21 protein-coding genes are annotated in these 24169 nt (G+C 69.0%); 5 read left to right on the top strand and 16 right to left on the bottom strand.

Annotated features, from left to right (window positions below; genetic code table 11):
• Positions 1–35 precede the first annotated feature (35 nt).
• Positions 36–2183 (top strand): OmpL47-type beta-barrel domain-containing protein, encoded by a 2148-nt coding sequence (locus NBY69_RS21820; RefSeq protein ID WP_250303140.1) that lies wholly within the window; start codon positions 36–38, stop codon positions 2181–2183.
• Here the strand turns inward: NBY69_RS21820 and NBY69_RS21815 are convergent.
• From NBY69_RS21815 to NBY69_RS21750, 14 genes are read right to left on the bottom strand one after another with little or no spacing between them, the layout of a single operon-like run.
• Positions 2170–3399, bottom strand: coding sequence for a lytic transglycosylase domain-containing protein (locus NBY69_RS21815; protein WP_250302862.1), 1230 nt, complete (start codon positions 3397–3399; stop codon positions 2170–2172). The genes NBY69_RS21820 and NBY69_RS21815 overlap by 14 nt on opposite strands.
• A gap of 55 nt (positions 3400–3454) precedes the next feature.
• Positions 3455–4261 (bottom strand): hypothetical protein, encoded by an 807-nt coding sequence (locus tag NBY69_RS21810; RefSeq protein WP_250302860.1) that lies wholly within the window; start codon positions 4259–4261, stop codon positions 3455–3457.
• 24 nt (positions 4262–4285) lie between these two features.
• Complete coding sequence (locus tag NBY69_RS21805; protein ID WP_250302859.1) at positions 4286–4810, bottom strand: nuclear transport factor 2 family protein; 525 nt, start codon at positions 4808–4810, stop codon at positions 4286–4288.
• A 23-nt stretch (positions 4811–4833) separates the two neighbouring features.
• A complete protein-coding gene (locus NBY69_RS21800) occupies positions 4834–5517 on the bottom strand; it encodes a hypothetical protein (RefSeq protein WP_250302858.1) in 684 nt (227 codons plus the stop codon).
• Positions 5514–6026, bottom strand: coding sequence for a hypothetical protein (locus tag NBY69_RS21795; RefSeq protein ID WP_250302857.1), 513 nt, complete (start codon positions 6024–6026; stop codon positions 5514–5516). The genes NBY69_RS21800 and NBY69_RS21795 overlap by 4 nt, the downstream gene beginning before the upstream one ends.
• Complete coding sequence (locus tag NBY69_RS21790) at positions 6023–7279, bottom strand: MCE family protein (RefSeq protein WP_250302855.1); 1257 nt, start codon at positions 7277–7279, stop codon at positions 6023–6025. Before NBY69_RS21790 ends, NBY69_RS21795 begins: the two co-directional genes overlap by 4 nt.
• Positions 7279–8412: an MCE family protein gene (locus NBY69_RS21785; protein ID WP_250302853.1), complete on the bottom strand. Its 1134-nt coding sequence runs from the start codon at positions 8410–8412 to the stop codon at positions 7279–7281. Before NBY69_RS21785 ends, NBY69_RS21790 begins: the two co-directional genes overlap by 1 nt.
• Positions 8409–9569: an MCE family protein gene (locus tag NBY69_RS21780; RefSeq protein ID WP_250302850.1), complete on the bottom strand. Its 1161-nt coding sequence runs from the start codon at positions 9567–9569 to the stop codon at positions 8409–8411. The genes NBY69_RS21785 and NBY69_RS21780 overlap by 4 nt, the downstream gene beginning before the upstream one ends.
• Positions 9566–10615, bottom strand: a complete 1050-nt coding sequence (locus tag NBY69_RS21775) for an MCE family protein (protein ID WP_250302849.1) — start codon at positions 10613–10615, stop codon at positions 9566–9568. Before NBY69_RS21775 ends, NBY69_RS21780 begins: the two co-directional genes overlap by 4 nt.
• Positions 10612–11643: an MCE family protein gene (locus NBY69_RS21770; protein WP_250302847.1), complete on the bottom strand. Its 1032-nt coding sequence runs from the start codon at positions 11641–11643 to the stop codon at positions 10612–10614. The genes NBY69_RS21775 and NBY69_RS21770 overlap by 4 nt, the downstream gene beginning before the upstream one ends.
• The gene (locus tag NBY69_RS21765) at positions 11640–12881 is read right to left on the bottom strand and encodes an MCE family protein (protein WP_250302845.1); all 1242 of its coding nucleotides are present in this window, start codon (positions 12879–12881) and stop codon (positions 11640–11642) included. The genes NBY69_RS21770 and NBY69_RS21765 overlap by 4 nt, the downstream gene beginning before the upstream one ends.
• A complete protein-coding gene (locus NBY69_RS21760; RefSeq protein ID WP_250302843.1) occupies positions 12878–13681 on the bottom strand; it encodes an ABC transporter permease in 804 nt (267 codons plus the stop codon). Before NBY69_RS21760 ends, NBY69_RS21765 begins: the two co-directional genes overlap by 4 nt.
• A gap of 3 nt (positions 13682–13684) precedes the next feature.
• Entirely contained in the window at positions 13685–14539 is an 855-nt protein-coding gene (locus NBY69_RS21755; RefSeq protein ID WP_250302840.1) for an ABC transporter permease, read from the bottom strand.
• Positions 14536–15531 carry an ABC transporter ATP-binding protein gene (locus NBY69_RS21750; RefSeq protein ID WP_250302839.1) on the bottom strand — a complete coding sequence of 332 codons (996 nt, stop codon included), beginning with the start codon at positions 15529–15531 and terminating at the stop codon, positions 14536–14538. Before NBY69_RS21750 ends, NBY69_RS21755 begins: the two co-directional genes overlap by 4 nt.
• 710 nt (positions 15532–16241) lie before the next feature.
• Between NBY69_RS21750 and NBY69_RS21745 the strand changes: the two genes are divergently transcribed.
• The gene (locus tag NBY69_RS21745; protein ID WP_250302838.1) at positions 16242–17183 is read left to right on the top strand and encodes a hypothetical protein; all 942 of its coding nucleotides are present in this window, start codon (positions 16242–16244) and stop codon (positions 17181–17183) included.
• An 88-nt stretch (positions 17184–17271) separates the two neighbouring features.
• Here NBY69_RS21745 and NBY69_RS21740 read toward each other — a convergent pair whose 3' ends face one another.
• Both NBY69_RS21740 and NBY69_RS21735 read right to left on the bottom strand, forming a co-directional pair.
• Positions 17272–18822: a DUF6801 domain-containing protein gene (locus NBY69_RS21740; RefSeq protein ID WP_250302837.1), complete on the bottom strand. Its 1551-nt coding sequence runs from the start codon at positions 18820–18822 to the stop codon at positions 17272–17274.
• Between the two features lie 161 nt (positions 18823–18983).
• Positions 18984–19589, bottom strand: a complete 606-nt coding sequence (locus NBY69_RS21735; protein WP_250302836.1) for a hypothetical protein — start codon at positions 19587–19589, stop codon at positions 18984–18986.
• A 472-nt stretch (positions 19590–20061) separates the two neighbouring features.
• On the opposite strand from NBY69_RS21735, the gene NBY69_RS21730 reads away from it, so the two are divergent.
• The 3 genes from NBY69_RS21730 to NBY69_RS21720 all read left to right on the top strand — a co-directional run bounded on the left by NBY69_RS21730 (position 20062) and on the right by NBY69_RS21720 (position 24158).
• On the top strand, positions 20062–21264 hold the full coding sequence (locus NBY69_RS21730; RefSeq protein ID WP_250302835.1) for a helix-turn-helix domain-containing protein: 1203 nt from the start codon (positions 20062–20064) through the stop codon (positions 21262–21264).
• 106 nt (positions 21265–21370) lie between these two features.
• Positions 21371–21832, top strand: coding sequence for an SCP2 sterol-binding domain-containing protein (locus tag NBY69_RS21725; RefSeq protein WP_250302832.1), 462 nt, complete (start codon positions 21371–21373; stop codon positions 21830–21832).
• A gap of 262 nt (positions 21833–22094) precedes the next feature.
• Positions 22095–24158 (top strand): MDR family MFS transporter, encoded by a 2064-nt coding sequence (locus NBY69_RS21720; RefSeq protein ID WP_250302830.1) that lies wholly within the window; start codon positions 22095–22097, stop codon positions 24156–24158.
• Positions 24159–24169 lie beyond the last annotated feature (11 nt).

The following is a 24169-nucleotide window of genomic DNA, read 5'->3' as shown; positions in this document are numbered from 1 at the left end:
CGCGCAGCGGGGCGGTACTGCTGACGGCGCTGCTGATGATCCTCGGGCTGACGTCCACGGCCGCGTACGGCCGTACCGGTGATCAGCGGCGGGCCGCCGCCCAGGTACTCGCCTGGACCGCCGGTGACAGCATCACGGCGTACGCCTCCGCTCCGGCCACCGCGGTGGCGGGACCGGCGACGATCGTCTTCGAGAACAGTGCGGCGACGGGCAACACCACGGGCATGCCGCACACGCTGACCTTCGATGTGTCCGACCCCGCCTACAACCACGACGTCCCGCTGAACATCCTGGCCAACCCGGGTGACGCACAGGGCGGCAAGCACACCGCCGAGGTCACGCTGACCCCCGGCACGTACCGCTACCACTGCACCATTCCGGGCCATACGTCGATGACGGGCCTCCTGGTCGTCACGGACGGCGGGGGCGGTGCGGACACCACGGCGCCGGAGACCTCGGCCACCGTCGAAGGGGAGAAGAACGCCGCGGGCGCGTACATCGGGCAGGCGAAGGTGACGCTCGCCGCGACCGACGCGGACTCCGGTGTCGCCACGGTCGAGTACGCGGACGGCGACGACGCCTGGCAGCCGTACACCACACCGGTCGTGATCAGCACGGTCGGCGACCACACGGTCCGCTACCGGGCCACCGACAAGGCGGGCAACGTGTCCGCCGAGAAGACGGAGAGCTTCACGGTCGCCGCGCCGCCGACGGACGACACGACACCCCCGGAGACCTCGGCGACGGTCAGCGGCGAGCAGGACGCCGACGGCAACTACCTGGGCATGGCCACGGTGACGGTGACCGCGTCCGACACCGGTTCGGGCGTCAACTCCATCGAGTACGCGGTGGATCAGGCCGACTGGGCCGCGTACACCGGGCCGGTGATGGTCCATGGGGCCGGCGCCCGGAAGGTGCGGTACCGGGCCACCGACAAGGCCGGAAACGTCGCGGCGGAGAAGGCGGCCGAGTTCACCGTGGTCGCCCCGCCCACCGAGGACACGACCCCGCCGGTGACCACGGCGGTGGTCGGCGGGAGGACCAACTCCGACGGCGCGTACGCCACCAGCGCCGAGGTGACGGTCACCGCGACGGACACCGGGTCGGGGGTGGACAGGGTCGAGTACTCCCTCGACGGCGGCCCCTACCTCGCGTACACCGCGCCCGTCCTCGTCGACCGGGTGGGCCGGCACACCTTCGCGCACCGGGCCACCGACAGGGCGGGCAACACCTCGGACGCCGGGCAGCAGGTGTTCACCGTCGCCGAGGGCGGCGGCGTCCCCGCCCCCAACTGCCCGGAGTACGACGAGCGGTTGACGGTCATCGTGGGCACGGTCGACACCGGCGTGCCGAACCGGATGACCCGCAGCCGCTGCACCGTCAACGAACTGATCGAGGACGAGAAGGAGTGGACGTCCCAGGCCCTCTTCCTCAAGCACGTCGACAAGGTGCTCGGCGCTCTCCTCGGTGAAGGGGTGATCGACGCACGCGAGCAGAAGAGGATCGCCAGGGCGGCCAGGCAGTCGGGCATCGGCAAGCCGGGACAGACCGCGGGTTACCACACCATCCTCGACGGCACCCGGAAGTCCTTCGACCAGTGGGAGCAGGTGGGCGGCGGGAAGTTCGCCCTGAACGCCGACGGGTCGATCACCAGCTCCACCACCGTGGAGGGCATGGGGATGCTCTGGTACCCGCAGCGGAAGTACGACAACTTCTCGCTGAAGCTGCAGTGGCGCGACGACGCCCCGGACGCGGGCAACGCCAACGGCGGGGTCTTCGTACGGTTCCCCTGGGTGCACGACAACCCGGAGGAGCCGCGGCCCGAGTGGGCTGCCATCAAGTACGGGCACGAGATCCAGATCCTCGACAAGCCCGACGGCGACATGTACAAGACGGGCTCGGTCTACGGTTTCGACCGGGTGGGCCTGGGCGGTGCGGGCGTCACACCGAAGGGCACCTGGAACGACTACGAGATCCGGGTGGTGGACCAGCACTACTCGATCCTGCGCAACGGTGTCCTGATCAATGAGTTCGACAACGTGGGCGGGCAGGAGTTCTCCCCGGCCCGCGCGGACGACCCGGGGACCGACGGCCGGCGCTTCGCCTCCGGCTACGTCGGGCTCCAGGTCCACTCCACGTCGGACGTGATCTCGTACCGCGACATCCGCGTCAAGGAGCTGTAGCTCCCTCCACCGGTGTGTCCCCCTCTCCCGGGAGGGGGACACAGCCGTCCCCGGGGGATCCGCTCGGGGACGGGTCGGCGGAGGGCGACGCGGACCCGGAGGGCGTCGGGCAGTCCGGCGGGGTGCTGCTGGGATCGGGGGACGGGGAGTCGGACGGCGGGCCCGACGAGGGGTCGGAGGTGGGAGGCCCGCCCGGTTCGTCCGACGGACTGCCGGACGGCGTCGGCGTGGTGCCGCCCGTGGGCGTGCCACCACCGGAAGCACCGCCGGACGGGCTGGGCGACGCGCTGTGGGACGGCGCGGGACCGATGACGATCCCGCCACCGCCCTTGCCGTGGCCGTTCTTGTCCGGTCCGCCCTTGCCCGGCTTCCCTCCGGGGTCCGACTCACTGCCCGCACCCGGGCTGGTGGGCAGCACCCCTTCGCCGTCGGGTACCTCGTGCGTCCCGTTCCGGTAGAAGGACAGCCAGGAGCGCACCAGCCGCAGATAGGCGTCCGAGTGGTTGTAGCTGAGGACCGCACTGTCCAGCCCCGCCCCCGTCGCCAGGTCCCTGCCGCCCGCGCAGAGGTAGCGTCCGGCGGCGAGCGCCGCGTCGAAGACGTTGTTGGGGTCCTTCTTGCCGTCGCCGTTCCCGTCCTGGCCCCAGGTGGCCCAGGTCGACGGGATGAACTGCATCGGGCCGACCGCACGGTCGTACCTGGTGTCCCCGTCGTACGCGCCGTGGTCGGTGTCGGGGATGTGCGCGAAGCCCGCGCCGTTCAGCACCGGGCCGAGGATCGGGGAGAGCGTGGTGCCGTGCGCGTCGACCGCACCACCCCGGGCCTGCCCGGATTCGACCTTGCCGATCGCGGCGAGCAGTTCCCACGGCAGATGGCAGCCGGGGTCGCTGCGGTGCAGCCGCGCCTCGGCCGAGCGGTAGGCGGCGAGGACGGTGGCCGGGATCCCCGACTGCTGCTGGACAGCCCCCGCGCCGGCGGCGTCGACCGGGTTGCCCGGCGGCGGCGGAGTGATCAGCGGCGGAATCTCGGTGTGGTACGAGTTGTCCGTGGGTCCGTCCACCTGCGCGGTGGTCTCGCCCACGGGTAACGGTCCCTTCGGGTGCGGAACCTGGTGGTGGACGAATCCGGGCGCCTGGGAGGCGGTGAGCGCTGCCATGGCCACCGCCGCGACGGCCGTACCGCCGAGTCCCCGCCGCATCCGCCGTACGTGCCTCATACGCCGCTCCCTCATCGAATTGTCCGGGTCGTCGGGCCCACCTGACGCAACGGGCTCATCGCGTGAAGGTGTCGATGTTCGAGATCTTCCAACTGCCGCCCCCACGCACCGCGTCGACGGCGAACATCGCGGCGGCGTACGTCGTCCGGTCCTTCTTCGCCGCGGTGTCGGTGTTGCTCTGATCGGCGAAGAGCAGCACCCGCGCGCGGGAGCCGTCGATCAGTTCCACTCCGCTCGCGGTCACGGTGGTGGTGAGCACGAGTTTCTGTTTCGCCGCCTGCGCGCGCACGGCAGCCAGCATGGTCTTGTGCTGCTGGACCGCCTTGCCGGTGAGGAGGGTCGCCGCGGCCCGGTCGGCCTTGCCGGTATCGGCGTAGTTGTAGGAGAAGAGCGCGTCGACCGCGCTGGTGACCTGGCCCTTCACCTCGGTCGTACGGGCGACGTCGGTCAGCGCGGAGTTGCCGGCCGCGGAGTCGTCGTGCAGGTCGGACGCCTGGGTTCCCGCGTACGCCGCGAATCCGCCGAGCAGCACGGTGAGGACGCCGAGCACGGCGGGCAGCCAGGTGTTCCTGCGGGAGGTCTTCGGGGAGTGCGCCTTCTCGGCGTCCGGCCCGCCCGAGTCCGGCCCGTCGGGGTCCAGTTCGTCGGAGTCCAGTGTGTCGGCGTGCGACTCGTCGGCTTCCAGTGCGTCGGCGTCCGGCTCGTCGGGCAGCGGTTCCTCCCCCGACGGCCTCTTCGTAGGCGGGTCCTGCGCGGACGGATCCTGCGCGGGCCGCTCCTCTTCCCCCCGGGGCTTGACGCGCACCGGCGTCACAGCTGCCAGCCGCCGCTGCCTGTTGATGAGGTGACGGGTCGTCGACATGTCGTTCTCAGCTCCTGTCCGAGATCAGCCGGCGGTGTTGCCGACGGGCGCCTGGCCGAGTGCGCTGAGCTTCCAGCCCCCGGAGGTACGGGTGAGCTCCCCGAGCAGTCGGCTCTCCTTCTCCGAAGGCTTGCCCTTCGGAGCGGTCACGGTGATCCGCAGCGCCACCATCACGCTGGCCTTCCCCGTGCGGGCGTCCAGTTCGGTGACCGCACCGGACAGCACCTTCGCCGTGGAGACCGTCCGGGCCTCCTTGATCTGCTTCTCGAACTCCGTTCGCCCATTGGTCAGTTGCTGGTGGAGATCCCCGGTGGTCGAGTTCTCCCACGCGTCCAGCCCGCTCGCCACCTTCCGGTGGTCCAGGGTGTTCATGTTCTGTACGGCCTGCTCCCCCGCCGCGAGGACACTGTCCCGGGTCCGCGCGTAGGCGGCGGAGTCGTCGTGTGCCGCCGCGTACCAGGACCAGCCGCCCCAGGCCGCCGCGCCCGCGGCCAGCAGCGCCAGCGCCAGCGCCACTGCGGTCAGCGGGTTTCTTACCGTGCTCAGCATGTGCGTCTCCCTCAGCGGGTCCCTCAACGGGCCGTGATGTCGGTGATCAGCCAGTTGCCGCCGCGGAGTTCGGCGGTCACCGACAGCTGTGCGGCCACTACCTCGGCCGGTTTGCCCTTGCGCTGCGCGGTCTGGTCGAGGAAGACCAGCAGGTGCGCCTCACTGCCGGTCAGCCGGGTGACACCGGCCCGTACGACCTGCGTGGTGAGCGTCAGTTTCTGCTCCTGGGCGCGCTTGCCGACCTGCCCGAAGAGCGCGCCGTACTGCCTCGCCGCCTTTCCCGCGAGCAGTTCGCGGGCTGCCTGCTCCGTGACGCCGGTGGCCTGCGGCGTGTACGACAGGACCTTGCCGAGCGCGTCGCTGACATCCCCGGTGACCTGAGCGGTGGCCTCGGTGTCGGTGAGCGCCTGGTTCGCCGCGGCCGGGGTGCTTCTCAACTGGTGGGCGCGGAAGAGCAGTCCGGCGCCGCCGAGCACCAGCAGCAGGACGGCGACGGCGACCACCAGCGGGCCCCGGCCGCGCGGCCGGGCGGCCGGGGCCTCCGCCGGGGTCTCCGAACTCTTCAGAGTCTCCGGGGTCTCCGGGGCCTCCGGGGCCTCCGGGGCCTCCGGGGTCTCCTCTGCCGACTGCAACTCTCCGGTCCCGGGCGACTCACCGGTCTCCTGCGCCGCTTCGGCCTCCTGCGTCTCTTCGACGGTGCCGCTCATGCGCCCTCCTTCCCCACCGGCACTGCGGTGAGTGCGGTGACCTTCCAGCCGTCCGGGGTCCGGGCGAGCGAGGCCGCGAAGCGTTTGCGGTCGGTGGTGGCCGTACCGCCCTTGGCCGTGATGGCGACGTCGACGGTCGCGATCAGCGAAGCCGTTCCCGCCCGGTCGTCGAGAGCGGTGAGCGCCGCGTCCGTGACGGTGCCCCGTGCGGAGGTCCCGGCGTCGGTGAGTGTGGTGCGGTCGGTGGTCCGGGTGGCGGCCAGCTTGTCGTGCAGCGCGCCGGTCGAGGCGTCCAGCCACTGCTTGAGCCCGGCATCGGTGTGCCGCACGTCGAGCGTGTTGAGCTGGGCGACACGCTCACGCCCAGCAGTCAGCGCCCGGTCGCGTGAGGCGGAGTACGCGAGTGAGCCGTCGTCGTGCGCCTGCCAGTACACCCACCCGGAGAATCCGCAGAAGAGCACGGCCACCAGGACCGCGGCCCCGCACATCATGCGCGTACGCCTGTTCACCGAGTGCCTCCCGGTGCGAGCAGACCGCCGAGGCCGGTGGGACCGCCGGCGGGCAGCGCGGGCATGCCGAGCGCTCCGGGGAGCGGGCCTCCCGCGTCGGTTCCCAGCAGCAGGGATCCCGGCTTCGCGGGTGGCAGCACGGGTCCCCCACGAGGGGCGTTCGCCGACCCGCGCACCTCCTTGCCGCTGCTGGGCGGCGAGGTGCAGCGCGCGTCGGTGTTGAGGGCCGAAGTGGCGCTGGTGTCCAGGCCGTTGCGGTACTTCGTCCCGCCGTACCCGGCGGTGCACGGCAGCGGTGAGAAGAAGGTGACGGCCATGCCGAAGCGGGCCCCCTTGCCATTGATCGCGGTCGAACCCGCGGCAGCCACGGCGGGCAGTTTCACCAGCAGTTCCTCCGTGCCCCGCTGACGGGTCACCGCCACGTCCGAGGTGGTCAGCAAATTGGCGAGCACCACGCTCAGATCAGGGTCGAGGTCCCGGAGCAGTCCGCTGACCTGGGTCGCCGCATCAGGCGCGACCGCGATCAGGGAACGCAGATCGGCGTCGGAGTCGACGAGCTGTCCGGCCAGCCCCTTGGCACCCGTGGCGAAGGACTTGAGGGCGTCGCCCTCCTCGGACTGGGTGCGGAGCACGGTCTCACCGTCCACCATCAGCTTGGTGTCCGTGGGGAGGGCCTTGTCCGCCGCCTTGAGGAAGTCGCTGCTGCTGTCCATCAGGACCTGGAGGTCCTCCCCGCGGCCGTTCAGCGCGGCGCCGAACTCGTCGACCACGGTGCGCAGGGAGTCCAGGTCCACCGAGGACGACAGGTCGTTGACGCTGGTGAGGACCTGTGTCACGGGCGCCGGGATGCTGGCGTCGGCCTGCGCGATGGTCGAGCCGTCCTCCAGATAGGGGCTGCCGCTGTCGACGGGCCGCAGATCGATGTACTCCTCGCCGACGGCGGAGAGGTTCGCGACGACCGCCTTGAGGTCGGCCGGGATGGCGGGCGCGGAATTGTTGATCCGCAGCTCCGCCTCCACGCCGTCGGCGGTCAGCCGGATCGGTCCTACCCGCCCCACCGAGACACCCCGGTAGGTGACGTTGGAGTGGGTGAAGAGGCCGCCGGTCTCCGGGAGTTCGACCTTGACGACGTAGTAGCCGCGCAGCCCGATCAGATGGCCGAGGTCCGCGTACCGGGCCCCGAGGTAGCCCAGGACGAGCACCGCGATCAGCAGGAAGGAGATGTTCTTCAGCCGGGTGGCCGTGGTGATCATCAGTGGCCGCCTTTCGTGGACGGCGCTGTGACGGAGGGCAGCGGCAGGGGCGGCGCACCGGATTTCGCCGTCGCCGCCCCGATGGTGGTGGGGGCGACCGGGGGGATGATCTGCGTCCCGGGCACGGCCGTCACGTCCAGGTAGAGGTTGAGGTAGTCCCCCTTCACCCCGCGCATCACCTCGTCCGTGAAGGGATAGGTGAAGAGCACCTGGAGGGAGTCGGGCAGATCCTTGCCGGAGTCGGCCAGCTCCTTCAGCGTCGGTGCCAGTGCCTTGAGATCGGCGACCATGTCGTCCTTGCTCCTGTTCACCGTGTCCACGGCGACGCCGGACAGGGTGTCGAGTGCCTTGAGCATCGTGAGCAGTGAGCCGCGCTGCTTCTCCAGCACCTTCAGTCCGGGGCTGACTCCCGTGAGGACCTTCCCGATGTCCTGCTTACGGGTGGCGAGTGTCGCGGAGAGCCGGTTGACCCCGTCCAGGGCGTCCGTGATGTCACTCCTGTGGTCGTCCAGGCTGGTCACCAGCGTGTCGACGTCGTGGAGCATCGACCGGATCTGTGGCTCCCGGCCGCCGAGTGTCTTGTTGAGTTCGGTGCTGATGGTCTTCAGCTGCTGGATGCCGCCGCCGTTGAGGAGCAGCGACAGCGCGCCGAAGACCTCTTCGACCTCCGGGTTGCGGTTGGTGCGGGAGATCGGAATGGTCTGGCCGTTGCCCAGCGAGGCGGTCGACGCGCCCTTCTCGGGGGCGACGAGCTGGATGAACTTCTCGCCGAGCAGACTGGACTGTTCGAGATGGGCGTACGCGTTCTCCGGCAGCCGTACCTTGCCGTTGACCCGCATGGTGACCCGGGCCGACCAGTCGTCGGGCGACAGCGTGATCTTCGTGACCCGGCCGACGGCGACGTCGTTCACCTTCACCGCGGCCTGCGGTACCAGGTTCAGCACATCGCCGAAGTCCGCGGTGATCTCGTACGGATGGGAGCCGAGGTCGGCGCCGCCGGGCAGCGGAAGGTTCTCGATTCCGGAGAACGACGGGGCGGCGCAGCCGCCGAGGGTGACGACGCAGCCGACGGCCAGGGCGACCGTGGCCGCCAGGCCGGTACGGGATCGGGTGCGCCCGGTGACCCGGCTCATCGGGTGGCCCCCTTCTGTGACGGTGCCCCGGAAGAGGTCTTCGGTGCGGACTGCGACGGCGAGCCGTACACGTCCCCGACCGTGGGCAGCGGCAGCGCGGGGAGCGCCTTCTGTTCCGACGGCCGCACGGGCACCAGACCGCTCAGCGCCGAACCGCCCGCCGATGGTGTGCTCGCACCGTTGAGGGCGCTGTTCATGCTCAGTTCGTTGAGGTTGCCCCGGCCGTCGATGGTGCGGTGCACCGGGTCGTAGGCGTTGACCAGGTTCCCGGCGGCCAGTGGAGCGGTGTCCAGCATCTCGGCGAGCGAGGCCCGTTGCTTGACCAGGGTCTCGGTGATCGGCCTCAGCTGGCTGACGCTCTTCTTCAGCGAACCGCGGTTCTTCTCGATGAAGGTCTTCACCTGGCCGAGCGCCGTGCCGAGCTCCCGCAGGGCGCTCCCCAGGTCCTTCTTGTCGGCGTCGAGGAAGCTGGTGACGGTGGAGAGCTGCTGCTCCGCGGTGTGCACCTTCCCGTCGTTGCCCTTGAGCATCGTGGTGAAGGACTGGAGGTAGGCGAGCGTGTCGAAGAGGTTGCCGCTGCTCTTGTCGAGCGTCTTGGTGGCCTTTCCGAACTGCTCGATGGAGTCGCCGATCGCCTTGCCGTTGCCGTCGAGGTTGGCCGCCCCGGTGTTCAGCAGATCGGACAGCGCGCCCTGGGAGTTGGCTCCCTTCGGTCCCAGCGCGTCGGCGAGCTGGGTGACGCTCGCGTACAGCTGGTCGACCTCGACGGGCGTGGCGTTGCGGTCGGCGGCGAGCGTGGCCCGGTCCTTCAGCTGCGGGCCGCCCGCGTACGCCGGTGAGAGCTGGACGTAGCGGTCGGCGACGACGCTGGACGCGACGATGACGGCGTGGGCGTCGGCCGGCACCTTCACCCCTTTGTCGAGGATCAGCACCACCTTCACCTCCTTGCCCTGGGGTCTGACGGAGTCGACCTTTCCGACCTTCACCCCGAGGATCCGCAGGTCGGACCCCGCGTAGATGCCGGTGGCCTGGTCGAAGTAGGCGGTGACCCGGTTGCCTTCCGCGTCGTCGAGCGCGACGACGCCGGTGGTGGCCACGCCCGCGACGAGCGCGAGTCCGACGCCGGTGGTGACGACGCGTCTGGTGGTGTGGTTCATCGGCTGCCGCCTGAGGTCTGCTGGGGCGACATGCATCCGGTGTCCGGAGGCGTGCCGGCGGGCAGGTAGTTCTTCGGGACGAGACCGCAGATGTAGCTGTCGAACCAGCGGCCGTTGCCGAGGGTGTTGCCGACGAGCCGGTAGTACGGTCCGGCCAGTGACAGGGCCTTGTCGAGGCTCTTGCGGTTCTTCAGCAGGACGGTCGTGACGTTGTTCAGCGCGGTCAGGGTCGGTTGCAGTTGCTTGTTGTTGTCCTTGACCAGGCCGGTCAGTTCGGTGCCCAGGTCGGTGGTCCCGGTGAGCAGCAGGTGGATGGAGTCCCGCCGGTTCTGGATCTCGCCGAGCAGCAGGTTCCCGTCCTTGAGCAGGGCGTCGAAGCTGCTGTTCTGCCCGGACAGCGTCTTGGTGAGCTGCTTGCTGCCCTTGAGGAGTTTGGCCAGTTCGGTGTCCCGTTCGGAGACCGTTTTCGACAGCGCGGAGAGGCCGTCGGCGGCGGTCTTCACATCGGGGGGCGAGTTCTTGAAGGTCGCGGAGATCGTCTCGAAGCTCTTGGCGAGCTGCTTGGTGTCGATCTCCCCGATGGTGTCGCTGAGCCCGCTGAACGCCTGGGTGACGTCGTACGGGGAGGTGGTGCGGCTCAGCGGTATGCGGCTCGACGGGTCCTGCGGGCCGGTGCCGACCGGGTCGAGCGCCAGGTACTTGTCGCCGAGCAGGGTCTTGATCGCGATGGCCGCCGTGCTGGAGTTGCCGACCCAGGCGTCCTTGACCTTGAACGTCACCTTCACCTTGGGGCCGTCGAGTCCGACGCCCGTCACCTTCCCGACCTTGACGCCGGCGATCCGTACCTCGTCACCGTTGCTGAGCCCCGCGGACTCGCTGAAGTCCGCGGTGTAGGTCGTACCGCCGCCGATGAAGGGCAGTGAGTCGGCGCGGTAGGCGGCGAGCCCGATGAGTGCGAGGACCAGCAGGCCGACCAGGCTCACCGCGACCGGGTTGCGGTCCCGTACGGGCTTGAGCCTCGGTATCCGGCCACGGGGTGCCTTCATCCCTGGCACCTCGATTCGGTGATCCCGATGCCGGTGGGCGGCGTGCTGCCGTCCGAGGTGGTCACGCCCGTCACCTTGGCCTCGCAGAGATAGAGGTTGAGCCACGATCCGTACGAGGCGAGCCGGGTGATGGCCTGCATCTTGGCGGGTGTGTTCTGCAGGAAGTCCTGAAGTTTCGGCTTACCGGCGTCCAACTGCCGGGAAAGTCGCCCGAGTTCGCTGATGTCCTGCTTGAGGGGTGCCCGGCCGTCCTGGAGCAGGCCGGCGGTCGTGGTGGTGAGCGCGCCCATGGCGGTGATCGCGTCGCCGAGGGGTTTACGGTCTCCGGCGAAGCCCGAGACGAGCTGCTGGAGGGTGACGACGAGGTCGTTGAAGTCCGACTCCCGGTCGTTGACGGTCGTCAGTACCGTGTTGAGGTTCTTGATGACCTGGCCGATCACCTTGTCCTTGGCCGCGACCGTGGTGGTCAGCGATCCGACGTGCTGGAGCAGGCTGTCGACGGTCCCGCCCTCACCCTGCAGGACCTGCACGATGGAGTTGGCGAGCTGGTTCATCTCGTCCGGTGCCAGCCCCTGCAGCAGCGGCTGGAATCCGTTGAAGAGCTGGGTGAGATCGAGCGCGGGCGTGGTGCGCGAGAGGGGGATGGTGGCCCCGTGCGCGAAGTGCTGCCCGACGGGACCGCTGCCCTGCTCCAGGTCGACGTACCGCTGGCCGACCATGTTGAGGTACTTGATCGACGCGGTCACCGACGCGGGCAGGGTCCGGCCCTTCTTCACCGCGAAGCTCACCTCGGCGAGCCGCCGGTCCGCGACCCGGACCGACTCGACCTGGCCGACCTTCACCCCGGCGATCCGCACGCTGTCGCCCGCGATCAGTCCGGTGGCGTCGGTGAAGCGGGCCTTGTACGAGACGGTGTCGCCGACGTCCGTATTGGCGATGCTGAGCCCGAGGACCACGGTGGCCAGCGAGGTCACCACGGTGAAAACCAGGGATTTGACGACCGGTCCGGTCATGCTGCGGCGTTTCACTTCAGCTTCACCTCCGCACCGCGGAAGACGGGACCGGCCAGCAGGCTGCTCCAGTCGGGCAGGGACTTCGCCCCGGCCTTCGCGCCGGGCGACAGCAGTTCGTTGACGAGCTGGTTCTCCTGGGGCGAGTTGGGCAGCCCCAGGCTGTCCTTCTTGCTCGCACCGGTCGCCGCTGTCGGGACGGTCTTGCCGATGTAGGGAACCGAGTAGCAGTTCGGCCCGCCGCTCGCGTGGTAGGCCGGGGTGTCCCGGCCCGCCGTGTACTTCCCGAGCGAGGGGACGGAGACGAGGCTGACGTGCAGCCCCGGTTGGTCCGTGCCCTTGCCGAGCGCCTTGTCCATGGCGGGGACGAAGCCCGCGAGGGTGCTCAGCGTGCAGGGGAACTCGGGCGCGTACTTGGCGAGGAGTTCCAGGGTGGGCCTGCTGGTCGCCGAGAGCCGGATGATGTTGTCCTTGTTCTGCTGGAGGAAGGCCGTGACGTCCTGGGCGGTCCGGGTGGTCGAGCCGTAGAGCCCCGCCAGTTCGGCCTGCTTCTGCGCGAGGGTGGAGCTGGTGGTGGTGAAGTCGGTGAGCGCCGTGAGGATGTCGGGCGACGCGTCCGAGTACACCTGGGTGACCTTCACCAGCTGCGCTATGTCCCTGTTGAGCGTGGGGAGTTGGGGGTTGAGCTTCTTCAGGTAGGTGTCGAGGGTGACGAGGGTGTCGCCCAGCTTCTGGCCGCGCCCGTTCAGGGCCTGCGAGACCGCGGTGAGGGTCGCGGACAGCTTCTCCGGCTGCACCGCGGTGAGCAGGGGCAGCACGTTGTCCAGGACCTGTTCCAGCTCGATGGCGTTGCGCGACCGGTCCTGCGGGATGGTGACACCCGCCTTCAGCGGCTGCGCCGAGGCGTTCGCGGGCGGCACCAGGGCGACGTACCGCTCGCCGAAGAGCGTCGTCGGCAGCATCTGCGCGGTGACGTCCGACGGCACCTGCCCGAGCTTGTCGGGCTGGATGGCCAGGGTGAGCTGCGCCCCGTCGCCGTGCGACGTGATGTCACGGACCTGTCCGATGACCACTCCGCGCAGTTTCACGTCGGCGTTGAGGTGCATCTCGCTGCCGACCGTGTCGGCGTCCACCCTGATGGTCGCGGAGTCGGTGAAGTCCTTCTGGTACACGGCGACCGACAGCCAGATCAGCAGCGCGGGGACCACGATGAAGACCACTCCGGCGAGTCTGCGTTGCACCGTACGCGCGCTCATCCCGCCACCTTCACGGTCGTCGTGGCACCCCAGATGGCGAGCGAGAGGAAGAAGTCGGTGACGCTGATCAGCACGATGGCGTTACGGACGGACCGTCCGACCGCGATCCCGACCCCGGCCGGGCCGCCGCTGGCCCGGAAGCCGTAGTAGCAGTGGGCCAGGATCACCATCACGCTGAAGATCAGCACCTTGAGCACCGACAGGAGCACGTCGTCCGGCGAGAGGAAGAGATTGAAGTAGTGGTCGTAGGTGCCGGAGGACTGCCCGTTGAAGAGGACCGTCACATAGCGCGACGCGACATAGGAGCTGAGCAGCCCCATGGCGTACAGCGGGATGATCGCCACGACGCCGGCGATGATCCGGGTGGTGACGAGGTACGGCATGGACCGCACGCCCATCGCTTCGAGGGCGTCGACCTCCTCGTTGATGCGCATCGCGCCGAGCTGCGCGGTGAATCCGGCGCCGACGGTCGCGGAGAGGGCGAGACCGGCGACCAGCGGGGCGATCTCGCGGGTGTTGAAGTACGCGGAGATGAAGCCGGTGAAGGCCGCGGTGCCGATCTGGTTGAGCGCGGCGTACCCCTGGAGGCCGACGACCGTGCCGGTGAACAGGGTCATGGCGATCATCACGCCGATCGTGCCGCCGATGACACCGAGTCCGCCGCTGCCGAACGCCACTTCGGCGAGGAGCCGCTGCACCTCTCTCAGGTATCTGCGCAGGGTGCGCGGGATCCAGAGCAAGGCCCTGATGTAGAAAGCGAGTTGATCGCCGGAGCGATCGAGCCAGCCGAGCATGGACATCTCTCAGCTCCCCTTCGCGGGGACGATCTGGAGATAGACCGCCGTGAGGACCATGTTCACGAAGAACAGCAGCATGAAGGTGATGACGACGGACTGGTTGACCGCGTCGCCGACCCCCTTGGGGCCGCCCCGGGGGTTCAGGCCCCGGTAGGCGGCGACGATTCCGGCCAGGAACCCGAAGATCAGCGCCTTGAACTCACTGATGTAGAGGTCGGGGAGCTGGGCGAGTGCGGAGAAGCTGGAGAGGTACGCGCCGGGCGTGCCGTGCTGCATGATCACGTTGAAGAAGTAGCCGCCCAGCGTGCCGACGACGGAGACCAGGCCGTTCAGCAGCACGGCCACGAACATGGTGGCCAGCACCCGGGGAACGACCAGCCGCTGGACCGGTGACACCCCCATGACCTCCATCGCGTCCAGCTCCTCGCGGATCTTGCGCGATCCGAGATCGGCGCAGATGGCGGAGCCGCCCGCGCCCGCGATCAGCAGGGCGACGATCAGCGGGCTCGCCTGCTGGATGACGGCGAGTACGCTCGCGCCTCCGGTGAAGGACTGGGCGCCGAGCTGCTGGGTGAGCGAGCCCACCTGGAGGGCGATGACCGCGCCGAAGGGAATGGAGACGAGCGCGGCCGGGAGGATGGTCACGCTCGCGACGAACCAGAACTGCTCGATGAACTCCCTTACCTGGAAGGGTCTTCGGAAGATCGCCCGGGTCACCGTGGCCCCGAGCGCGAAGAGCTTCCCGGTCTCGCGCAGCGGCGCGAGAGCACGCAGCGGTGGTCTGGGCGCCGAGCGGGTACCGGCCTTCTCGCCGGGCGCGTCCGACGGCTCGGACGGCCGGACCGGCAGCTGCGCCGTCATGTCCGCGCCTCGCCGGCCGACGGGGCGGCGTAGCTCTTGGCGATGGCCGAGCGAGCCGCTTCGGGCAACTGCGCCATCATGCCGAGCACCCGCTCGCGGCGCCGCAGGACAGCCCTGCGCTCCGGCATCCCCGGCGACGGCTCCAGCTGCGGCACCAGTGACCGGGGGCCGTCCGGGGTGAGGCTGCCGCCGTTGACGCTCAGCTGCTCCCGCGCGATGGTCGCGGCGTCCTTCTCCTCGGACATCCCGATGGGCCCCTCGCGGCGACCGCTGAGGAACTGCGCGACGACCGGCTCCTCGCTGGTGAGCAGCACTTCACGCGGACCGAAGGTGACCAGGTTGCGGCGGAAGAGCATGCCCATGTTGTCGGGCACGGTGGCCGCGATGTCGAGGTTGTGCGTGACGATCAGCATGGTGGCGTCGATCTGGGCGTTGAGGTCGATCAGGAGCTGCGAGATGTACGCGGTCCGGACCGGGTCGAGGCCGGAGTCGGGCTCGTCGCAGAGAATGATCTGGGGATCGAGCACCAACGCCCGTGCGAGGCCTGCCCTCTTGCGCATGCCGCCGGAGATCTCACCGGGCAGCTTGTCCTCGTCGCCCACGAGCCCGACCATGTCCATCCGCTCCATGACGATGCGGCGAATTTCGGACTCTTTCTTCCTGGTGTGCTCGCGGAGCGGGAAGGCGATGTTGTCGAAGAGAGTCATCGAGCCGAAGAGCGCACCGTCCTGGAACATCAGGCCGAAGAGCTTGCGCGTCTCGTAGATGTCGCGCTCTGGGCTGCTGACCATGTCGACGCCGTCGATGAGGACACTGCCGCGCTCCGGCTTGAGCAACCCGATGACGGACTTCAGGAATACGGTCTTTCCCGTTCCGGAAGGCCCGAGCATGACGCTCACTTCACCGGCGGGAAGCGTGAGTGTCACGTCCTGCCAGATGTTCTGCTTGCCGAAAGACTTCGTGAGCCCTTCAACGACTACTTCGATTCCCATCCCACCCCCTGCATACACTCACGAAGTGACAGAAGCGCACCGAGAGGCGCACGTTAAGTTCACCGACACCGCCGGGACAAGCCCTTGAACAGGGAATTCAGCAAGATCCCGGACACTTGTCATCCGATGACAAGTCCGTCCGCCGATCTTGTCGAAAACTGCGTACGGAGAACGGGGCCCCCGGCCGGAGTCCTGCGGCCCCGGAGGCCGGGACCGCGGTGCCCGGCGGCCGGAACGCCCGCCCTCAGGAGGGACCGGAGCGCCGGCTCCCGCCCGATGAATCCCAGGTGACGGGCCACTGCGGGAACCCCCCTTTCCACATACGCGCAATCCCCGGACCAACAGGCCGAGTTGCTTACGGTGCGACGTTACGGCCGGGTAACCTGGCCCGCAATACTAGTTCTTCAAGATTTCACGAGTAACCGCGCGAACACCCCGTTCTTGGCGACAACTGAGCAATGCCGAAGCGAAACCTGTCCTCTGATGACAATTCATGCCGGGCGTCGTCCCGTCGCGGAAGAAAGGGACAAGTTCCTCGAACGGCGGGATTGTGCCGTGGTGTTTCCCGCCAGTAACGTCACAGCTCGGCGATTCCGGAGACTGAACCGTCCCGTATGCCTGGATTCACCTTTCACGCCCTCTGTTCTTCCACAACTCCCCGTGCGTCGCTCACGCACGGACCGCTGCTCCAGTAGAAAAAAGGGGAACTCATGAGATCCGCTTCGACCCGGGTACGAGTGGGGCTGCTCGCCACCAGCACGGCGCTCGCCTCGTTCATATCGGTGGGCACGGCCACCGCGGCCGGCGCCCCCACCGAACTGAACGGGAGCTGGGCCTCGTTCACGCGCTGCCCGGTGGACGATCCCACCATGCTGGCCGCCGACGGCCAGGACAACACCGCTCTGTGCGTCTCGTCCCACTCGGCCGGCGGGTCCATCAAGCTCGGCAGCTCCGTCGTGCCGACCGGGGCCAGCGATCTCCAGCTCGGTGTGGTCACCCATGCCAACGGCACCTCGACCCTGGTCTCCCCGGTCGGCGGTGCACTCGTCGCCGACCCGGCCCAACTCCCGGGCGGACTGCTCGGGTTGATGTGTCCCAGTGGCATCCCGGTCGTCAGCTCCATCTGCCAGCAGATCACCGACAGCACCCTGAACAAGGTCACCGCCACCATTCAGTCGGTCAACTCACCGAGCGACTTCCAGCTGCTGGCAGGCACGACGACGGGCAAACCGATCGTCTCGCTGCCGGTGCGCATCCACCTGGAGAACCCGTTCCTGGGCAGCAACTGCTACATCGGCAGCGCCTCGAACCCGATCGTGCTGCGTCCGCAGAACCTGACCCGTCCGACCGCCGGGGCCGAACAGTTCGCGGGTGACGGCACCCCCGACCCGGCCGGCCCGCTGGGCCGGATCAACCTGGTGGGCGCGGACCAGGGCGACTCCACCTACTCGGTGCCCGGCGCGAACGGCTGCGGTGCGGGGCTGCTCGACTGGGCGGTCAACCTCAAGACGGGCCTGCCGTCCGCGTCCGGCAACAACAGCGTGGTCCTCAACAACGCCTCGACCTACGTCGCCACGGTCAACGACCCCAGCGCGGTCGCTCCTGACGAGGGCAAGGTGCTCGCGCAGTACTGGCACTCGGCGGTGAAGTAACCACCACCCCGCACACCGGCCGATGGGGCCGCCCTCCCAAGTGGAGGGCGGCCCCATCGGCGTACGGAGACGGTGTCCGTTCCGCCGCTCAGTTCTTCTCGGGTGCGGCGGACGGCAGTTCGGGCATGGTCGGCGGACAAGGTGTGGAGGTGTCCTCGGGAATGCACGTCGTGCCCTGATTCAGCGAGACGAGGTTCCCGGGGCCCGAGATCGACGCGGTGAACAAGGAGTCGAGATTCTCGTCGGCCGTTCCGCAGCCGGAGAAGGGCGGAATGGTGACCTCACCTTCCATCGGTCCGCCGAACAGCACGTTCATGTATTTGGGGAATTTCCCGTTGAGAACCACCTTGAACGGTGCGGCCGTCCGGCAGTTCTTACCGACGTCCAGAGGCGTTCCGTTGACCTTCACGTCGTACAGACGCAGCGACTGCTTGAAGGAGGCCGTGGCGAAGTAGACGACGTTGGTCAGAATGCCGATGTTTCCGGTCGAGATGGTGACGGGCCCGTTCTCGAATTCCACCTTCGCCGACACCGGCTCGAACCCGAAGGTCAGGAACGTCGATTCGGCGTCCGGCAGCTTCAGATTCCCGAGTGAATCGAGACGGAGATAGTAGCCGCCCGCGGAGGTCGGCAGGCGCCTCGCCGTATGGGCGTTCGCCAGGACGCTGATGAGCGCGGGTTTCCGCTTCGGATCGTTGATGATCATCGCGCCGTTGAGCTTGCGCACATTGGCCAGCCCGACCGCGTAGGCACAGCCCGGTCGCACCCCGGGCACATCGGACTCGATCAGCGGGTCACCGGCCGGCGCCTGTGGTGCGTCGCTCGCGTCCAGCTTTCCCGTGGGCGGTTCGACCGGGCAGGCGTTGGCCGGGTCGGCGTCCGCGGTCCGGGGTTTCACGCTGATGCCGTCGCTGCCCTTCACGCTCTTCCCGTCGCCCGGTTCACCGGGGTTCCCCGATCCGGACGCACCCGGCGACGGGGTGCCCGGCGCGCCGGGCACCGGGACGGTCGCCAGGTGCCCGGTCCGGCCTGCCGCGAGTTCGCACGTCAGCGCCTCGGGGGCCGCCGCACCGGACGGGTCCGCGGACGGTTCGGCGGTCGGGTCGGTGGCCGTGGCCGAACGCAGTTGCAGCGTCAGCTTTCCGGCGGAGAGGGCGACCTCGCCCGGGGCGCCCACCGTGATCGAGGGCACTTCGCCCACATGGGCGAGGTGGATGTCGTCGCCGTCGGACGGCAGCGGTGTACTCGGGGCGACGAGATTCGCCCACTGCGCCTCGGCCGACTGCCCGTTCTGCCCTACCTCGACGGACAGCGTGGCCGTGCTGACCACGGCGGTGGTGCCCGCGGGAAGCACCGCGTCGAGATCGGACCGCGAGATGCCCACGGTGAGTGTCACCGGACCCGGTTGCATCGGCTCGCCCACCGTGCCCGACGCCGGGTACGCCGACGCGACCTGCACCACGGCGGTGAGGGAGCCGGACGACGGCAGCCCGCACGTGTACGCGAGCGTGTCCGGGTCCGTCCGGGCGTCCGCGGCCGATCCGGGGCCGGACATCACCCCGGCGAGCAGGGCGGCTGCGCAGACAAGTGTCAGCCGTACGGAGTGTCTGCCGCCGGTCACGGGTCTCTGTACGTTCATCCCGGCCCCGCTCCTTCTTCCTGTGGTCCGATGAGGCTGCCCTCCGACGCCTGGTCACGCGTGCCGTCCGAACCGGGCCTTCCGGGCCCGGAAACAGCGAAGTCCGGGCCGACGGCGGCAGTTCCTGCCAGCCGTCGGCCCGTACCCGGCACGCTCGGTCGTTACGGGGTCTTGATCAACGGGTGCGTGTTCACGAGGTACGACGCGGAGAAGCTGGCGACGTCACCGTTGTTGATGAGCCCCAGGCAGCTCGCGTTCGACGCGACCAGGCCGTTGCCCGTTCCGTCGATGACGAGGCTGCCGGTGTCGTTCGCGTAGTGGCCCTTCACCGAACCGGTGAAGTCCGCGTTGCAGCCGGTCCCGGCGATGTGGGCCGAGATCGTGCTCACGGTGGCGTCCACCCACTGCGCGTTGGACGCGTTCGGCTGGATGGCGTTGATCTTCCAGGGGGTGGCCTTCATCGTGACGGTGAAGGGAATGCCGCCCACGTTGCAGTTGGTGAACGAGATGGCGTTGATGTTGCCGATCCCGGCCCCGGTGGCGCTGGTCGCCTGGAGGGTCCCGCTCGACACACTGGAGGAGTCACAGACGAGCGTGGCGAACGGCACGGTCAGCGTGGGAGCCGTGGCAGCCGCGGTGTAGCTCCCGGACGGGGTGACCGTCCACGAGTACGAGGAAGCGGTGGCCGAGGCCGACGTCGCCGCCAGGCCGATGGCCGCGCCGACTGCGAAAGTGACGACAGCGGCTCTTCGTGCAAGCTTGTGCATGGTGTGAATTCCCTTCGTCGCGTCTTGATCCGGTACAGGGAGCTCCGCCCTGTGGGAACGAATCTCCCGAGGGGCTCACGCGGTGGAGAAGAGGCTGCCTTGCCCCGAACGACCGCCCGTTCCGACCGTGCGGCGCTGACGCTACGAGCGAGTAACGTCGGTTTGCAATGCCCCGTACCGAGAAAATCCAAAGGGCATCGGCGCCCTCTCCATTTCCTGTGCCAGGGTGCGCAATCGGCGGATTTCCCTTGTCCGGAAGTGAGCATTTCCGGATCCGCCCGTGAGCGGCGCCGGGACGGTCCCGGCGTGGCCGAATACATGCCCCCTGCATGACTCCCTGTCATAGCTGTGTCCAGCACCCCCTGCCGTGGACTATGTTCAGCAGCCCGAATCGGTTCGCACCTGACGGCCTGCGGGAGCGCTCTCCCGCAGGCCACCCCCCACTGGGCGCCGGAGAGCAAGGGGTAGAGGAATGCCGGGAGTTGCACGACCCTCGGACATCGGAGAACCACTGGGACCGCTGCCACAGGAGTTCGCGGCGGTCATCCGTCCCGAACTTCCGACCCTGATCAAGGAGATCGGCCTGGAGATCACCCGCGCGTACCCGGAGTACGCACGGCTGCTCGACGGGCCGTACGGCCAGGGAATCCGCGTCGGGGTGGAGCAGAGCATCTCCGTCTTCGTCGACCAGGTCGCCGAGCCCGACGCCCCTTCCACCCTGCGCGACGAGATGTGCCGCAGGTTCGGCAGGTTCGAGGCGTACGAGGGCCGGAGTCTGGAACAGCTCCAGGGTGCGTACCGGCTCGGCGCCCGGATCGCACTGCGGCGGGCCAAGACGGTGGGCCGGCGCTACAACCTCTCCCCCACCCTCATGCTGACCTTCGCCGACGCCCTCTTCACCTACGTCGACGAACTCGAATCACTGTCGCGTGAGGGCTACTTGGAGGTGAAGACCGCCGACGGGAACCACAAGGACACGCTCCGCCGCCGACTGCTGCACCTGATACTCGCCGGGTCACCCGTGCCCCGTACCGCCATCGCGGAACTCTCCGAGCAGACCGGCTGGGAGTTACCCGAGCAGGTCACGCTGGTCGCGCTCCGTACGCCCGTCGGCGCGCCGTCGGCCGCCCTGGGCGACGACGTCCTCGCCGATCTCGCCGAACCGCAGCCGCACCTACTCGTCCCCGGCCCTTTCGACGAGCGAAGACAGCTCATGCTGGACGCCGCTCTGCCCGGCGCCCGTACGGCGATCGGCCTGTCCGTCCCCCTGGTGAACGCCTCCGACTCGCTCCGCTGGGCGCGGCAGATCCTCGACCTGGTCGACACCGGCATCGTCGAGGACAACCCGACGACCCGCTGCGAGGACCACATGGTCACGCTCTGGCTCCTCTCCGACCCCCCACTGCTCCGGCAGCTGGCCCGGCGTGAACTGGCGCCCGTCGCCGAACTCACCGCGAACCGCCGCGACCGGCTGACCGAGACCCTGCACGCCTGGCTCGCGACACGTGGCACAGCCGCCCAGATGGGCGAGGCGCTGGGGGTGCACGCGCAGACCGTCCGCTACCGGATGCGGACCCTGGACACCATCTTCGGCGAGCAGCTCGCCGACCCCGAGTGGCGGTTCGCGACCGAGATCGTGCTGCGCGCGATACAGCTGGAGGCGCGCCGGAACTGACCGGACACCCGGGCGGCCCGGCCGGGGAACGCACCCGCCTTGCCCATGGCCCCCATGCGCCCTAGCCTCACTCCCAGTAAGTTTACTTGTGAGTAGGGAAGCGTTCGTGGCAGACAGCATCAGCGAGAGACTTGCGGAACTGGACTTCGCGTCCGTCTCCCCGCAGGAATTCGCGAAGATCATCAAGGGGCTGTCCACGAAGGAGCTCGGCGAGATCGCGCGCGGCGACCTGCGCCACCGCGTACTCGCCGAGGTCTTCGGACGCGTGGAGCGGCAGTTCCGCCCGGAGAACGCCGGATCCCTGGCGGCGGTGATCCGCTGGAAGATCACCGGAGGGAGCGACGTGGTGTACGAGACCGCCATCGCGGACGGGAACTGCACCGTCACCGAGGGACGCTCGGCGGGCGAGCCGCGCCTCACCCTCGTCATGGGCGACGCCGACTTCCTCAGGCTGGTCTCGGGCAACGCCGGCCCGGTGACGCTGTTCGTGCTGCGCAAGGTGAAGATCGCGGGCGATCTGGGGCTGGCCTCCAGGCTCACCCGGTACTTCGACATCCCCAAGGCCTGAGGGGCTGCCGCCCACGACCGGGATTCCGGCAGGATGTCGGCCTGGAGCCCCCATCAGCCGGCCCCGCTGCACAGTGACCCGATCCTGCGCCTCCTGGAAACGAGGGGAGGGCCCGCGGCTCGCCGCCTCCCTGCGTACGCCGGCGACCGCCGGGCTCGACAGCACCGAGCAGGTCCGCCCCGGCTGAACGCGCCCGGACCGGTGATCACCGGTCCGGGCCACAGCGCATGCGCCGGGGCCAATCGGGTGTGAGGGTGCGACTGTGACGACTGCCAGCAGCACCACGCCCTCCGCGCCGCCCGTGCTCGACGTCCGGCAGCGGAACATCGTGTTCGGCACGATCATGCTCGGTGTGCTGCTGGCCGCCCTCGACCAGACGATCGTCGGTACGGCGCTGCCGACGATCGTGTCCGATCTGGGCGGGGCCGCGCACATGTCCTGGGTGGTCACCGCGTATCTGCTCGCCGAGACGGTCGCCACCGTCCTGGTCGGCAAGTTCGGTGACCTCTTCGGCCGCAAGCTGGTCTTCCAGGTCTCGGCGATCATCTTCATCACCGGATCGTTCCTCTGCGGCCTGGCGACGGACATGACCCTGCTGATCACCTGGCGCGCCGTGCAGGGCATCGGCGCGGGCGGTCTGATGGTGACCTCGATGGCGCTGATCGCGGACGTCATCCCGCTGCGCGAACGCGGCAAGTACCAGGGTGCGATCGGTGCGGTGTTCGGGGTGTCCACGGTGATCGGACCGCTGCTCGGCGGGGTGTTCACGGACAATCTGACCTGGCGCTGGGCGTTCTACGTCAATGTGCCGATCGCGATCCTCGTGGTCATCGCGGCGGCCCGTAACATCCCCGCCGTCAGATCGGCCGGCAGACCCGTCATCGACTACCTGGGCATCGCCCTGGTGGCGGTCGGGGCGAGCGCCCTGATCCTCGCCACCAGTTGGGGCGGCAACCAGTACGCGTGGGGCTCGGGACCCATCATCGGACTGTTCGCGGGCGGGCTGATCGCGCTGGCGCTGTTCTGCGTCGTCGAGACCCGGGCCGCCGAACCGATGCTGCCCATGCGGCTGTTCGCGAATCCGGTGTTCACGGTCTGCTCGATCCTCAGCTTCATCGTCGGCTTCGCGATGCTCGGGGCGATGACCTTCCTGCCGACCTATCTGCAGTACGTCGACGGGGTCTCGGCAACGGTCTCCGGCGTGCGGACCCTGCCGATGGTCGTCGGGCTGCTGATCGCCTCGGTGTTCAGCGGCAACGTCGTCAGCAAGACCGGCAACTACCGGATCTTCCCCATCGTCGGCGCGCTGGTGATGGCGGCCGGACTGTTCCTGATGTCCCGGATGGGACCCACCGCGGGCCTCTGGCGTGAGTCGCTGTACATGTTCGTGCTCGGCCTCGGCATCGGGCTCTGCATGCAGGTGCTGACCATCGCCGTGCAGAACACGGTCGACTACGCCGATCTGGGCACCGCCACCTCGGGCGTGACGTTCTTCCGTACGCTCGGCAGCGCCTTCGGTACCGCCGTGTTCGGCACGATCTACGCCAACACCCTGAAGCCGAAGCTCACTTCGGCCATCGCCGAGGCCAGCCGGGCATCCGGGATCGCCCCGGTCCGGGTGTCCCGGGCGGCCCAGGACCCCATGTCGCTGCACAGGCTGCCCGATTCCGCCGTCGACCCCATCGTGCAGGCCTACTCGCACACCATCCACACCGTGTTCCTGTGGACCGTGCCCGTCGCGCTGATCGGTTTCGTGGTGGCACTGTTCCTGAAGCAGGTGAAGCTCCGCGACTCCGCGCGCGTCGGCTCCACCGACATGGGTGAGGGCTTCGCGGCCCCGGCGTCCGGGGACTCGGCGAAGGTCCTGGAACTCTCCGTCGCGAAGATCCTGCACGGCCAGGGGCCGGACACCGCGCGCCGGATCGTCGCGGACTCCGACACTCGCCTGGACGTCGCGGGTGCCTGGGCGGTGATGCAGGTGGAACTGCTCACCCGGCTCGTCGGACACGCCAGTATCGGCGTGACCGCCACCAGGTACCGGCTGCCTCCCGAGGTGCTGGTGCCGGTCTTCGACCGGATGGTCGACGAGGGCTATCTGACCCGCGACGGCAACCTCTTCTCGCACACTGCCGCGGGCCACCGGGAGGCCGAAGCCATCACGTCCGCCTGGTCGCGGTGGCTGAACACCCGCCTGGAGGAGGACAAGGGCAGGCCGCGCAGCGCCGAACTCCGGGCCGCGGTCGACGCCATCGCGAAGCGGCTGCTCGCCGAGGATCTCGCCGTCGGCATGCCGAGGAGCCGCAGGCCCTCCCCCGTGGGTCCTTGAGCCTGCGGACT

The sequence above is a fragment of the Streptomyces sp. A 4/2 genome (assembly GCF_940670765.1).
In the GTDB taxonomy this organism is placed as follows: Bacteria; Actinomycetota; Actinomycetes; order Streptomycetales; family Streptomycetaceae; genus Streptomyces.
This window is presented reverse-complemented; position numbering and strand designations above follow the sequence as displayed.

What these genes read in the sequence shown, in the direction of transcription:
- NBY69_RS21805 (WP_250302859.1), bottom strand. Translation starts at nt 4,810, where the DNA reads ATGCTGAGCACGGTAAGAAACCCGCTGACCGCAGTGGCGCTGGCGCTG.
- NBY69_RS21810 (WP_250302860.1), bottom strand. Translation starts at nt 4,261, where the DNA reads ATGTCGACGACCCGTCACCTCATCAACAGGCAGCGGCGGCTGGCAGCT.
- NBY69_RS21765 (WP_250302845.1), bottom strand. Translation starts at nt 12,881, where the DNA reads ATGAGCGCGCGTACGGTGCAACGCAGACTCGCCGGAGTGGTCTTCATC.
- NBY69_RS21785 (WP_250302853.1), bottom strand. Translation starts at nt 8,412, where the DNA reads ATGAGCCGGGTCACCGGGCGCACCCGATCCCGTACCGGCCTGGCGGCC.
- NBY69_RS21755 (WP_250302840.1), bottom strand. Translation starts at nt 14,539, where the DNA reads ATGACGGCGCAGCTGCCGGTCCGGCCGTCCGAGCCGTCGGACGCGCCC.
- NBY69_RS21820 (WP_250303140.1), top strand. Translation starts at nt 36, where the DNA reads ATGATCCTCGGGCTGACGTCCACGGCCGCGTACGGCCGTACCGGTGAT.
- NBY69_RS21750 (WP_250302839.1), bottom strand. Translation starts at nt 15,531, where the DNA reads ATGGGAATCGAAGTAGTCGTTGAAGGGCTCACGAAGTCTTTCGGCAAG.
- NBY69_RS21800 (WP_250302858.1), bottom strand. Translation starts at nt 5,517, where the DNA reads ATGAGCGGCACCGTCGAAGAGACGCAGGAGGCCGAAGCGGCGCAGGAG.
- NBY69_RS21740 (WP_250302837.1), bottom strand. Translation starts at nt 18,822, where the DNA reads ATGAACGTACAGAGACCCGTGACCGGCGGCAGACACTCCGTACGGCTG.
- NBY69_RS21745 (WP_250302838.1), top strand. Translation starts at nt 16,242, where the DNA reads ATGAGATCCGCTTCGACCCGGGTACGAGTGGGGCTGCTCGCCACCAGC.
- NBY69_RS21790 (WP_250302855.1), bottom strand. Translation starts at nt 7,279, where the DNA reads ATGATCACCACGGCCACCCGGCTGAAGAACATCTCCTTCCTGCTGATC.
- NBY69_RS21775 (WP_250302849.1), bottom strand. Translation starts at nt 10,615, where the DNA reads ATGAAGGCACCCCGTGGCCGGATACCGAGGCTCAAGCCCGTACGGGAC.
- NBY69_RS21815 (WP_250302862.1), bottom strand. Translation starts at nt 3,399, where the DNA reads ATGAGGCACGTACGGCGGATGCGGCGGGGACTCGGCGGTACGGCCGTC.
- NBY69_RS21760 (WP_250302843.1), bottom strand. Translation starts at nt 13,681, where the DNA reads ATGTCCATGCTCGGCTGGCTCGATCGCTCCGGCGATCAACTCGCTTTC.
- NBY69_RS21735 (WP_250302836.1), bottom strand. Translation starts at nt 19,589, where the DNA reads ATGCACAAGCTTGCACGAAGAGCCGCTGTCGTCACTTTCGCAGTCGGC.
- NBY69_RS21780 (WP_250302850.1), bottom strand. Translation starts at nt 9,569, where the DNA reads ATGAACCACACCACCAGACGCGTCGTCACCACCGGCGTCGGACTCGCG.
- NBY69_RS21730 (WP_250302835.1), top strand. Translation starts at nt 20,062, where the DNA reads ATGCCGGGAGTTGCACGACCCTCGGACATCGGAGAACCACTGGGACCG.